At 69.7% G+C, this 12,447-nt stretch carries 11 protein-coding genes; 2 read left to right on the top strand and 9 right to left on the bottom strand.

The window, feature by feature from the left end:
- Positions 1-3 precede the first annotated feature (3 nt).
- Genes ABN273_RS36405 through ABN273_RS36390 form a run of 4 tightly spaced genes read right to left on the bottom strand, consistent with a single transcriptional unit; the run spans position 4 to position 4,635 of the window.
- Entirely contained in the window at positions 4-711 is a 708-nt protein-coding gene (locus ABN273_RS36405) for a class I SAM-dependent methyltransferase (protein ID WP_349453650.1), read from the bottom strand.
- Complete coding sequence (locus ABN273_RS36400) at positions 689-1,945, bottom strand: glycosyltransferase (RefSeq protein WP_349453649.1); 1,257 nt, start codon at positions 1,943-1,945, stop codon at positions 689-691. Before ABN273_RS36400 ends, ABN273_RS36405 begins: the two co-directional genes overlap by 23 nt.
- Positions 1,942-3,369: an MFS transporter gene (locus ABN273_RS36395; protein WP_349453648.1), complete on the bottom strand. Its 1,428-nt coding sequence runs from the start codon at positions 3,367-3,369 to the stop codon at positions 1,942-1,944. Before ABN273_RS36395 ends, ABN273_RS36400 begins: the two co-directional genes overlap by 4 nt.
- A gap of 18 nt (positions 3,370-3,387) precedes the next feature.
- Positions 3,388-4,635: a cytochrome P450 family protein gene (locus ABN273_RS36390; RefSeq protein ID WP_349453647.1), complete on the bottom strand. Its 1,248-nt coding sequence runs from the start codon at positions 4,633-4,635 to the stop codon at positions 3,388-3,390.
- Between the two features lie 249 nt (positions 4,636-4,884).
- Here ABN273_RS36390 and ABN273_RS36385 point away from each other — a divergent pair, with 249 nt between their 5' ends.
- The gene (locus ABN273_RS36385; protein WP_349453646.1) at positions 4,885-5,757 is read left to right on the top strand and encodes an alpha/beta fold hydrolase; all 873 of its coding nucleotides are present in this window, start codon (positions 4,885-4,887) and stop codon (positions 5,755-5,757) included.
- A gap of 72 nt (positions 5,758-5,829) precedes the next feature.
- Here ABN273_RS36385 and ABN273_RS36380 read toward each other — a convergent pair whose 3' ends face one another.
- The 5 genes from ABN273_RS36380 to ABN273_RS36360 all read right to left on the bottom strand — a co-directional run bounded on the left by ABN273_RS36380 (position 5,830) and on the right by ABN273_RS36360 (position 11,019).
- Complete coding sequence (locus ABN273_RS36380) at positions 5,830-6,093, bottom strand: DUF1905 domain-containing protein (protein ID WP_349453645.1); 264 nt, start codon at positions 6,091-6,093, stop codon at positions 5,830-5,832.
- 48 nt (positions 6,094-6,141) lie between these two features.
- Complete coding sequence (locus ABN273_RS36375) at positions 6,142-7,632, bottom strand: MFS transporter (protein ID WP_349453644.1); 1,491 nt, start codon at positions 7,630-7,632, stop codon at positions 6,142-6,144.
- Between the two features lie 174 nt (positions 7,633-7,806).
- Positions 7,807-8,226, bottom strand: a complete 420-nt coding sequence (locus ABN273_RS36370; RefSeq protein WP_349453642.1) for an SgcJ/EcaC family oxidoreductase — start codon at positions 8,224-8,226, stop codon at positions 7,807-7,809.
- Between the two features lie 70 nt (positions 8,227-8,296).
- A complete protein-coding gene (locus tag ABN273_RS36365; RefSeq protein ID WP_349453641.1) occupies positions 8,297-9,574 on the bottom strand; it encodes an FAD-binding protein in 1,278 nt (425 codons plus the stop codon).
- Between the two features lie 65 nt (positions 9,575-9,639).
- Positions 9,640-11,019 (bottom strand): FAD-dependent oxidoreductase, encoded by a 1,380-nt coding sequence (locus ABN273_RS36360; RefSeq protein ID WP_349453640.1) that lies wholly within the window; start codon positions 11,017-11,019, stop codon positions 9,640-9,642.
- A gap of 233 nt (positions 11,020-11,252) precedes the next feature.
- On the opposite strand from ABN273_RS36360, the gene ABN273_RS36355 reads away from it, so the two are divergent.
- Positions 11,253-12,431: an epoxide hydrolase family protein gene (locus ABN273_RS36355; RefSeq protein WP_349453639.1), complete on the top strand. Its 1,179-nt coding sequence runs from the start codon at positions 11,253-11,255 to the stop codon at positions 12,429-12,431.
- The last annotated feature ends 16 nt before the right edge of the window (positions 12,432-12,447 follow it).

The raw sequence follows: 12,447 nt of genomic DNA, 5'->3' as shown, positions 1-12,447 counted from the left end.
GGATCACGTGCCGGCGCGTTTCCGCCCGAGGAGGCACAGGTTGATCATCAGCGACCGCAGCGACTGCAGGCGTGCGTCACAGCGGCGCGAGAGGCCGTGCGCCCCCAACTGGAACGGAAACAGGTGCAGTCCCTTCTCCCGGAGCACGGTGATGCCGCTTTCCTCCAGGGGCGCGCGGAGCGAGCGCCAGGTGCTGAAGTTCTCGAAGCCGTCGAACGGCCGCAGGCCGAGGCGGGTCGCGAGCATGACGGCCGGGCGCCAGAGCAGGTTCGGCGTGCTGACCACCAGGTGGCCGCCCGGCTTGAGCACGCGCGCCATCTGGCGCAGGGCCTCGGCGGGGTCGGGCGTGTGCTCGATGCATTCCGAGGAGACCACCACGTCGAAGCGGCCGGGCCCGAAGTGGTCCGCCAGCCGCAGCGCGTCGGCCACCTCGCCGCGGCAGCCGACCCTGCGCCGGGTCTGCTCCACGAGGCCGGCGCCGAGGTCGGTGGCGGTGACGACGGCCCCCCGCTCGTGCAGGCGGCGGCTGAAGTAGCCGAGCCCGCAGCCGACGTCGAGAGCCTCTTTGCCGCGCACCATCTCGTCGGTCAGGAACTCGTCGATGAGCGTTTCGACCCGGCGGGCGGTGTCGTAGAGCGACAGCGCTTCCTCGAAGCGATCCCCGAGCCGTTCGTGGACGTACTCCCGCTCATCGGGACGGCGTGTGCTCACGCTGCCGCACCCCCCGATCTTCTGGCCGCTCTTCCGGGCGTTTGCGGGCGCCGCGCCACGGGCGGATCAGCAGGAACCTGAGCAACGGGGCGGCGGCGACGACCGCGCAGACGGCGAGGACCTCGATCGTCGCCGCCACGGCCGGCGCGAAGCCCTGGAAGGCGAGGATGACCGCGCTGCTCAGCACCACCCGGATGAGGAAGTCGCCCGCCGCTTCGAGCTGATGGTGCGTCGCGTACTGGATGCCTCTGATGCCGAGGGGGAAGCGCCGGTTGACCGCCGTGCCGAGGACGGCGGTGCCGAGCAGCGCGATCGCGTTGGCGGCCATGGCCGGCGTGACGGCGCGCAGGATGAGGAAGAGCAGGAGGTAGGTGATCGTGCTGAGGACGCCGACGACCGCGAGACGCGCCAGGCGCCATGGCCCGCCCGCGGAGCCGGCGGTGCGGTAGTGGGACAGGGGCACCTGCACGTGCAGGGCGTCCGCGATGGCCTTGCGGGCCACGCGGACGAGGCCGAGCAGATCCTCGTACGAGGTGCGCCACAGATCGACGGAGCTGTCCGGGTCGTCCAGGCAGTCGACGGGCACCTCGTGAATGCGCAGGCCGTTGCGCTGGGCGACGAGCAGCAGCTCGGTGTCGAAGAACCACTTGTTGTCGTCGACGGCCGTGAGCAGCGCCTGGACCACCTCGCGGCGGCCGGCCTTGAAACCGCACTGAGCGTCGGTGAAGCGGGCGCCCAGCGTGGCCCGCAGGAGGTAGTTGTACGTCCTGGACAGCACGGCGCGCTTCACGGTCCGGTCGACCTGCGAGCCGTTGGCGTGCCGGGTGCCGATCGAGAGGTCGCTGTGGCCGGACAGCAGCGGGGCGACCAGCGGCAGGAACGCGACGATGTCGATCGACAGGTCGACGTCGGTGTAGGCGACGATCTCCGCCCGGCTCTGCGTCCACGCGCGGCGCAGGGCCAGCCCGCGGCCCTTCATCTCGATCCGGATGGCGTTGACGTTGGCGAGCTCCGCCGCCAGCGACGTGGCCCGCTCCCAGCTGCTGTCCGTGCTGCCGTTGTCGGCGATGGTGATCAGGAACGAGTAGGGGAAGCTGGCGGTCAGATAGGCGTTGAGACGGCGGATGCTCGTCTCAAGGACCTTCTCCTCGTTGTAAATGGGCACGACGATCTCGACGACCGGCGTGGACGACGGGGCCTCCGCCGGGGGAACGTGCTCGGTTAGATTCTTCACAGTGACCCCGTGTCCGTGCGAGGCTGCCGCGAGCGCGAGAGCACGGCCAACGTCAGGACGAGACCGGTGGCCGCGAAGATCACACAGGCGCCGAACGCCGCCTGGTAGCCCGTCGTCATCCCGGCGGGATCGGTTCCGGTCGCGTTGACGGCGATCACCGTCGAGACGATCGCGACACCGATCGCACCGCCGATCTGGAGGGCCGCCGTGTTGATCCCGGAGGCGAGCCCGGCGTCCCGTTCGCCGACCCGGGACAGCGCCGCGGCCGCGGCGGCGACGGTGCCCGCGCCGAGGCCCGTACCGAAGATCAGCAGAGCGAGGAAGAGGTCCCGGAAGTACTGGCCGTCCGCGGGCGCCTGGGTCAGCAGGAACGTGCCCGCGCCCATCAGCACCGCGCAGATCGCGGCGACCGGCCGGTAACCCACCCGGGTGACGACGGCCTGTCCCGCGTAGGCGCCGACGAACGCCATGCCGGGCATGACGGCCTGCTTGAGGCCGAACTCCAGCGGCGAATAACCCAGCGCCTGCTGCGCGTACTGGGAGATGGTGACCGACATGCCGAAGGCGGCCATGCCCATGAGCGCCGTCACCAGGTTGCCGCCGGTCAGCGTACGGCTCTGGAAGATGCGCAGGGGCACCAGCGGCGCCGGGGACCGCCTCTCGAGGAGCACGAAGAGGCCGGCCAGCGCCGCGGCCAGCGCGAACAGCCCCACCGTCTTCCCGCTTGCCCAGCCGGCGGCCGGCGCCTCCACGACGGCGTAGACGACCACGGCCAGCGCCGCGGTGCTGGTCAGGGCGCCCGCCACGTCATACGTGTGCCGCGCGCGCCGCTCGTGGCTCTCGGGCAGGAGCAGCGGGCTCAGCAGCAGCATCACGAGCGCCACGGGGGCGTTGACGAAGAAGACCCACTGCCAGCCCAGGCCGGCGGTGAGAGTGCCCCCGATGACCAGGCCGGCCGTGGCGCCGATCCCGGCGATGCCGGACCAGCCGGCGAGCGCCTTGTTGCGCTGCGCGCCCTCGGGGAACGTGGTCGTCAGGATGGACAGCGCCGCGGGCGCCATCAGCGCGGCGGACACGCCGTGCAAGGCCCGGGCGACGAGCATGACCTCCGTGCTCCACGCGAGGCCGGACAGCAGCGAGACGCCCAGGAACAACGCCGTGCCCCACATGAACATCCGCCGGCGTCCCAGCAGGTCGGCGGCGCGGCCGCCGAGAAGCAGGAGCCCGCCGAAGGTCAGCAGGTTCGCGCTCAGCACCCACTGCGCCTGGGCGGTCGTCATCCCGAGGTCCGCCGCTATCGACGGCAGCGCCAATATGACGATCTGGGAGTCGAGGATCACCATGAAGTTGGCCGTGCACAGCAGCACGAGCGCCGTCCACCGGGGTGCGCCGACCTTGCGGTCGACGATGTCAGTCAGAACCATCTGCTCTCTCCAACGGGCTCACGAGGCGAGGCGGTCCAGGCCCGCCGGAGGGGTCAGCCGGACGGGCAGCGCGCGGTGGCCGTTCATGATGAACGTGCCCTGCGGCTCCAGGTCTTCGGGAGCCACGGCGAGCTCGATCTGGGGGAACCGCTCGAACAGCGCGGGCAGCGCGATCATCGCCTCCAGCCGGGCCAGCGGCGCGCCCAGGCAGTAGTGGAGGCCGTGGCCGAACGACAGGTGCGCCTTGTCCGCGCGGGTGATGTCGAACTCGCCGGCGGTGTCGCCGTGGACCTCCGGATCCCGCCCGATACCGGCGAAGCCCATGAGAACCGGGTCGCCCTTCCTGACGACGACGCCGCCGATCTCGACGTCCTCCGTGGCGAAGCGGAACGGGAGCATCGCGGCGGGGGAGTCCACCCGAATCGTCTCCTCGAAGACGTCGTCCCAGCTCGCCTCGCCGGACTCGACGAGGGCACGCTGCTCGGGGTGGGTGAGGAGGTGGCGTACGGCGTGGCTGAGGACGTTCATCAACGTCTCCGAGCCAGCGCCGAGCATGAGGTGGAGCGTGCCGGCCATCTCCTCGTCGGACAGCTGCGTGCGGTCGTCCCCGTCGGGCTTGACCAGCAGGCTGGTCAGGTCGTCGCCGGGCTCGCGTCGTTTGTGCTCGGCGAGCTCGAGCATCGCCCGGTGCCACTGCTCGACGTTCGCCTCGGCCTCTTCGGGGGAGATGGAGGTGCTGACGTTGACCTCGCCGCCGCGCAACGCGTCGGCCCGGGCCTCCTCCGGAACGCCGAACAGGTCACAGACCACCCGTGCGGGCAGCGGGTAGGCGAACCTCGCCTTCAGGTCCACGACCTCGCCCGGCCGGACTTCCGCCAGGTCGTCGAGGAGCTCCTGGGTGATCTTCTCGATGAGCGGCCGGGTCTCCTTGACGCGGTGGGCGGTGAACCCCCTGGCGATCACCTTGCGCAGCCGCTTGTGGTCGTCGCCGTCCCTGGTGGTCATGTTGTCCATGACCACCCACGTGATCATCGGCCAGTCCGGGGGGATTTCTCCGTTCGCCGCCTTGGGCCAGTTCCTGGGGTCCTTGGTGAAGCGGCTGTCGGACAGCACCTGCCTGGCCACGTCGTGGCCGGTCACCGCCCAGGCCACGATGCCGCCGGGGAGTTCCACTTGAGAGATCGGGCCGTTCGCGCGGACGCGGGCCGCCTCGGCATGAACGTCCAGGCCGGCGGTGTCCAGGACCACCGGGCAGCGAGCTTCCATCGGGTGCCTCCAAAAGACGAGAATCGCCGGAAGATGTCATTCAGGCGGTTATCTCGCATGGTATTGCGCGGCGCTTTTCCGGCAACCTTCTAAATTGCGCTCGCCATGGCCGGGCGCGGCAAAAGGGAGTGCGCCGGCCTCTTCAAGAACGCCGGATCCGGCGGCCACGGCAATTCTGAAGAAAGACCGCGCCGCCCGCCCGGTAGCGTAAGAGAATCCCCAATCGCGCTTAAGCAAAGGAGCGTGCTGATGGTAGAAGCGGCACAGGCGGCCGTCGACCACGGAATGGCGCCAGAGGATCTCCGGCTGGAGAACGACTACGCCGGGCCGCGCGACCTGCCGGTCGAGACCGTGGTCTCCGCCGACGGCACCCGCATCGCGTTCGAGAAGTCGGGGAGCGGGCCGCCCGTCGTGGTCATCGGCGGCGGGCTGAACGACAAGGCGATGTTCGCTCCCTTCGCGCACATCCTGTCCGGGCACTTCACCGTGTACAACACCGACCGCCGCGGGCACGGTGACAGCGACTACGGGGACCCGGAGACGTACACGATCGAGCGCGAGGTCGAGGACCTCGCGGCCCTGGTCGATCACATCGGCGAGCCGCCGGCGCTCTTCGCCAACTGCACCGGGGGAATGGTCGCCATCCACGCCGCCGCCATGGGGCTGCCGCTGGCGAAGCTGGGGCTGTACGAGCCGCCCTACGACTCGCCCAAGGCCACCGACGAGCAGCTGGCCACGCTGAAGCGGCTCGTCGCCGAGGGCCGCAGGGAGGAGGCGGTCACCCACTTCGGGATGAGCATCGTCGGGTTCATCACCGAGGAGACCTTGGCGAAGGTCAAGGGGCACCCGGCCTGGCAGGCGTTCCTGTCCATGGCCCCGTCGGCGGTCTATGACACGATCATCAGCCAGCAGCACAACGCGATTCCCTTCGCGCTGCTGCCGCAGGTCACGACGCCCACACTGCTCGTGAGCGGGCGCAAGAGCTCGGTGGCGATCCAGGAGGCGTGCGTGACGCTCGCCGAGCGGCTTCCCGACGCCCGCCTCATCCGCCTGCCGGACGAGGGGCACCTCTACGACCAGAAAAAGGTGGCTCCCCTCATGGTGGAGTTCTTCGGCTCGTAACCGCGAGGCGACAACCGAGAGGCCCGTCACCGGTTTACGGAGACGGGCCTCTCGGCGTGCGCCGCGCCTTTGTCAGAGGCGTTCCTTCAGATGCACTTCGACTTTGTCGCCCGCCTGCTTCTTCAGCTTGGTGAAGAGGCGCTTGTTGATGGGCAGCCGGTGCGTGCCGTCACCCCACGGCATGAACGCCGTCTGGAACTCGTGCCCGTCCATGGTGCCGGCCACCTTGACCGAACGGCGGGTGCCGAACACCTCGACGGACTCGGGCCATGTGATGAAGGTCCATCCGTCCGACTGCTGGATCGGCACCGTGAACGTCAAGTCGACGCTGGCCATGTCTCACTCCTTACCTTCTGCTTGTCAGGGGCCCCTCGCGGGGACCGGTCAGCCGACCTGCTCGGCCGTCTCCGCCACCGGGTCCCTCAGCTTGGTGGCCACGCGCTCCAGGAGCACGAAGATGAGCACCCCGCCGAGGACCATGAGAACGGCTCCGACGCGCAGCGCGGTGCTGTAGCCCGCGGTGGTCGCGACGTCAGCGGCGACCCCGTGCTGAATCTGGTCGCCGGCGCTGCGGAGCGCCAGCGTCACCAGGGCGGCCAGGCCGAGCGCGCTGCCGACCTGGAGCGAGGTGTTCTGCACGCCGGAGGCCAGACCGGAGTCCTGGACGGTCACCCCGTGCAGCGCCGCGTTCGTCGCGGCCGGCATCGCGGCGCCCGCGAACACGCCGAAGACCACCATGCCCGGCAGGATCCCGCCGAGGTACGTGCTCTCGACGGTGATCATACTCGTCAGGGCGAGCCCTGCACCTGCTCCGATGTAGCCGATCCCGGCCACGGCCTTGACGCCGGCGTGCGGGACGAACGCGGTGCCCAGTCCGATGCCGATCCCGATCCCGATGCCGAGAGGGAGCCAGGCGAAGCCGGTCTGCAGCGGCGAGTAGTCCAGGATGTGCTGCTCGAACAGGGTCATCATGAAGGTGTAGGAGATGAACGCCGCCATGAAGAGCAACGCCACGCCGTTGATCACGGTCCTCGTCCGGTTGGCGAAGAAGCTCAGCGGGATGAGCGGGTCCTTCGCGCGCCGTTCGATGATGAGCATCGTGAGGATCAGACCGGCTCCGGCGACCAGCGGCAGCACGACCGGCGCGGAGCCCCAGGGGCTCTCGGCCGCTTTCAGCAGGCCGTAGACGATGGCGAACAGGCCCACGGTGGACGTGAGCGCGCCCCCCAGATCGAGCTTGGCGTTCTTGCCGCGCACCATCCGGCTCTCGGAGACCATGCGGGGGAGGACCAGGAGGACGACGAGGGCGATCGGGAGGTTGATGAAGAAGATCCAGCGCCAGGACACCACATCGGTGAGAACGCCGGAGATCACGTAACCCGAGGTCCCCGCGAAGGCGATGATGCCGCCCCACGCTCCCAGCGCCTTCGTGCGCTCTTTGGGGTCGGTGAACAGCAGGGCGATCATGCCGAGCGAGGCCGGGGCGGCGATCGACTCGGCGATGCCCTGCCCGATCCTGCCCACGATCATCATGGGCTGGGATACCGCCGCGCCGCACAGGGCCGACGAGACCGCGAACAGTGCCACGCCGATCAGCAGCAGCCGCCTGCGGCCGAAGATGTCGGCGGACCGGCCGCCGAACAGCAACAGCCCGCCGGACATCAGCACGTAGCCGTTGACGACCCAGGCCAGCCCGGACTCCGAGAAGCCGAGCGAGTCCTGGATGTGTGGCAGGGCCACGTTCACGACGGTCATGTCCAGCAGGATCATGAATTGTAAGCCGCAGAGCAGGACGAGCGCCCGCCATCGCCGCGGATCGGCGTGCTGCTGGGGCTCCTCGCTCTCTGAGGCCTTGTTGGTATGCACATCGGCCATGATCATCTCCTTTCGGTGTTCATGGTCGCTTCGGAGATTCCATCCGCACGCTGTCACAGTATGAAATCGGGGCGTCGCTTGATGAAGTGACACGCGCACGATGTCGGTGTGAATTTCTCACTAACACGACATGTCAGACGTTTCTCCGCGTTCAGTAATTCAGCGGGCTGCGACTCAGTTACGAGGCGTGTTCTGATAGGCGGCCAGGCGCCATTCGCCGTCCTGTTTGACGGCCAGCCACGTGGCCCGAATGGCGCGCTCTTCCGGGACGTCGGTTTCGCCCGGCCCCAGGACGCCGCCCTGCGTCAGCAGCACGCTGACCTGGTCGCCCAGGAACCGCAGGTCGATCGGGGTGCCGGTGACCCTTGTGCCCTTGTAGGCGGTTTCGAACGCCGCGGCCATGAATGTGCGGATCTCATTCCTGCCCTTGCGGAACACGCCGGGCAGGATCATGGTGCCGTCCTCGGTGAAGACGTCGGCGAAAGCGGACGCGTCGTGGTCCGCCCATGCCGCGACGATGCGTGCGGTGAGCCCGGCGACCGCCGCCTTGTCCGCGTCCGTGATCGCCGGGGCTGTCTGGTCGATGATGGACATTGATTCACTCCTTTTCGCTGGTTTTCTGGGCAATTCGCCTGAGATCGTTGCGGAATCAGGCGTCATATGATTAACCCGCCGGAGAATGGGCGGGATTGTGCGGATAGCAGGTGCCCCCCGCTCGTTCGACGGCTGCCCGCAGGACGTCATTGGCGTGCCGCATCCGGCTGAGCGCGGCGGGGTCGTCCGGCGGGGCCGTACGGGGGACGGAGAGGACCACGGTCACCGGGTCACGCGGCCTCGGCACGTTCGGCGCGGCGATGGACGCGGTGGGGATCGGATAGATGAGCAGCTGCCCGCCGGCGCCGAGGTCGGCGGGGTCGAGATCGCGCAGCGCGCCGGACAGCAGCGCTTCCGCGTGCCGGCCGGGCAGGAGGAGCGTGGAGCGCGGATGCGGATGGTGCCACGAGCCGTCCGCGCGCAGTCGTGCTTCCACCGGCGCGGCACGGTGCAGGAAATCCCGGTAGGGGCAGGTGTCGATCTGCTCTCCGGCACGGTCATGGCCGAGGTCGCCGACCAGGGCCCGGTCGCCGGGCACCGCCAGAGGCTCGAAGGCGGATGGCTCGAAGGCGCGGGGCGCGGAGCCGGGAGGCTCGAAGGCGGTCACCGTGCTGAGCACGAAGCGCCATCCCGCCGCGCCCGCATGGGCCGCGTGCCCTTCGACGTGGTCGAAGCGGCGATCGGCGACCACCCGCCGCTGGTCGGCGAGGAAGGCGCCGAGTTCGCGGTAGGGGAGCCGGTGGCGACGTGCCGTCGTGGGCGCCGGGGCGAGCGCGAGCGTGGCGCGCGTGATGATGCCGTGCCGGCCCTGGCTTCCCCGTACGGCGTCGAAGAGCTCGGGGTGCTCCGTCCGCGAGCACGTGACCAGCGCACCGGCCGGCGTGACGACGTCGAGGTCGTGGACGTTGTCGGCCACGCAGCCGTGCCGGTGGCTGGCGCCGCTGATCCCGCCGGCGGCCAGCACGCCGCCGACGGACAGCTCGAGGTAGTCGGGCAGTACGGGAGGCGCCGTGCCGGCCGGCAGGGTCACCTCCAGGACCGAGCTCCAGCGTGCCCCGGCCTCGACGCTGACCCGGTCCCGCTCGAGCTCTCCGACCGTGGCCAGCGTGGTCATGTCGATCACGACCCCACCCAGGGCGAGCGCCTGGCCGTCGATGGAGTGCCCCGTGCCCCGGGGCGCCACGGCCAGGCCGTTGTCGCGGCAGTACCGCACCATGGCCGCGACATCCCGCGCGCTGCGCGGGTAGAGCACCGCGGACGGTCGCCGGTGCACCTGGTGCCCGAAGTCCGTGGACGCCGCGGTCAGATCACGGTCCCGGGTGCTGAGCACGCCATCGAACGCGGGCATGACGGCCGGACTCCGCCCCGCGGCGGCTGCGGGGCGGAGTCCGGTCAAGGGTGCTTCCGCCATGGTCAGTCGCCGGTGTGGGACGCGGGCGCCAGCTCCGGCTCGGCCGGGGACGCCGGCCTCCTCCGCCTGAACACGCGTGACACCACACCGGGGCGCATCAGGCTCTGGGGAGGGGCGACGAGCCCGGCGGCCCGCAGGAACGCGACGCTCAACTCGGCGTCGTGCACCGCGGCGGCCTGGAGCCTCGGCACGTAGGCGTTGCCGAGCCTGGCCTTGAGCGTTCTGCGGCCCACCACCCCGGGGAAACCCAGATCCGCGCTCGCGGCCATCTCCCACGGCGCGTCGATGACACCGGCGAGATCGGCGAAGTACCGGCGGGGATCCGGCGGCAGGCCGGCGGCGAGATGCCGGTCCAGCACGGTCGACTCGATCGCGGCCACCGTCATGCCCTGGCCGTACACGGGGTTGAAGACGCACGCGGCGTCGCCGATGACCAGGAGGCCGCGCGGGAACCGCGCCATGCGCTCGTAGTGCCGCCGGATGCTCGCCGGGAACCGGAACATCATCGGCTTGCCCATCGGCACCGCGTCGCGGAGTGCCTCGTAGATCTCGGGAACGGGGAGGGACCTGGCGTAGGCGAGGAACCCCTCGTGGTCGGTCGGCGGGCGATCGCCCAGCAGGCCGGTGAGCGACAGCGCGTACCGGTCGGGCAGGCGCGCGAAGATCGCGCCGCGGGGGATGGCGGGAGTGGCGACCGGGAGGAGGGCGATGTCATCGCCGATCGGGTCGAAGGTGAGCGGTCCGTGGAAATCGCAGGTGGTGTACGTCAGGTCCATCCGGACCTGCTCCACCTCGACCTCCGGGTAACCGAGCTCGGCCAGCCACCGCGGGGTCCTCGTGCCCCGCCCCGTGGCGTCGACGACCAGGTCCGCGTGGAGCGTCTCGATCGCCGGGTCCCCTGACCGGCTCTGCACCCGCGCTCCGGTGACGCGGCCGGCGCGCCGGTCGGCGACGAGAGCGAGGATGTCGGTGTTCTCGCGGATGACGACGTTGCCGATCGCGTCGATCCGGCGGCGGATCCGGTCCTCCAGCAGCGGCCGGCCGGCCGCCACGCAGACCAGCCCGGTCCTCGCCTTTCTGATCAGCTCGCCGTTGAAATACCAGCTGAGACTGGTGCCGAAATCTCCGATCGGCACGCCGAGGGCGCCGAGCTCCTCCGTGAAACCCGGAAACAGCTCGTTGAGTATCTGTTGCCCCCGCGCCAGAAGGGCATGAATATGGTGGCCCTGCGGAATCGCCCGGCGCGGTCCTGCGACGCCGGTGACGTAATCGCGTTCCACTATCGTCACGGTGTCGTAATAGTGGGACAATATGCGTGCGGAAAGCAGACCGGCGATGCTTCCGCCGAGGACCAACGCGTGGTTGCTTGCATTGCCGTCCATGGCCGGGTCCTTCGGGTCGACAGGTGACTCTGCTGCCGACAGTAACGATCGCGCGGGGCGGTGCGGCTACTTCGGAAATGCGATGTCCGCGGCTGCTTCTTCCCTGGTGCGCATTATTTCGAGGCGCGGACCTGAGCCTTGTTCCGGTTTGCCGCGCTGCCTATTCTGACCACGATGGGACACGCGGCGGAATTTCGCTGCCCAATCAATTTGAATCCTCGTAGGAGCCACGGATGGAACCCTTCCGTATCGACATCCCACAGGCGGACCTGGACGACCTCGGAAACAGACTCGCCAACACGCGCTGGCCTGCCGAACCGCTCGACGCGGACTGGTCCCGAGGCGTGCCGCCGGCCTACCTGAAGGAGCTCGCCGAATACTGGCGCACGACCTTCGACTGGCGCGCCGCCGAAGCCAGGCTCAACGCGTTCCCCCAGTTCACCACCACGATCGACGGCGCCAACATCCACTTCATGCATATCCGCTCGCCGGAAGCGGACGCGACCCCGATGATCATGACGCATGGCTGGCCCGGGTCGCCCGCCGAGTTCCTCGACGTCATCGGGCCGCTCACCGACCCCCGTGCCCATGGCGGCGACCCCGGCGACGCCTACCACCTCGTCATCCCGACACTTCCCGGATTCGGGTTCTCCGGACCTCCGTCCGAGTCCGGCTGGACGTTCCCGCGCGTCGCCCAGGCGTGGGGAGAGCTGATGGACCGGCTGGGCTACCAGCGCTACGTCGTCCAGGGCGAGGACATCGGGGCCTGGATCTCGCTGCTGCTCGGCCACATCCGGCCGGCGAACGTCATCGCGGTGCACGTCAACTTCCTCATCACCCCGCCGTCGGGCGACCCGGCTGAGCTGGCCGGCCTCGCCGAGGCCGACTTCGCGCGGCTGGGCCTGCTCACCCGCTACGCCAACGAGCTGTCCGGATACATGAAGCTGCAGGCGACCCGGCCGCAGACCCTGGCCTACAGCCTGACCGATTCGCCCGTCGGGCAGCTCGCGTGGATCGCCGAGAAGTTCAAGGACTGGACCGACTCGGAGAAGGTCCCCGAGGACGCCGTCGACCGCGACCAGCTGCTGACGAACGTGGCCATCTACTGGTTCACGTCCACCGGCGCCTCCTCCGCGCACTTCTACTTCGACAACGCGGACCTGCTGCCGACCGCGCCGACGCCCCCGCCGACGCCGCCGCCCCTGCCCGTGCCGCTCGGCGTGGCCGTGTATCCGCGCGACCCCGCCCTGCCGGTGCGGCAGCTGGCCGACCCGCTCTACCCCGACATCATCCACTGGGCCGAGTACGACCGGGGCGGGCACTTCGCCGCCATGGAGGAGCCCGACCTCTTCGTGAACGACCTGCGGGCGTTCAAATCCGCCCTGTTCAAATCCACTCTGCCGTCCGGCTGACACCCGGACAGGAAGG

Source organism: Nonomuraea sp. B19D2 (genome assembly GCF_040137845.1).
GTDB lineage: Bacteria > Actinomycetota > Actinomycetes > Streptosporangiales > Streptosporangiaceae > Nonomuraea.
Note: the sequence above shows the minus strand (reverse complement) of the source record. Positions and strands in the feature narration are given on the sequence as shown.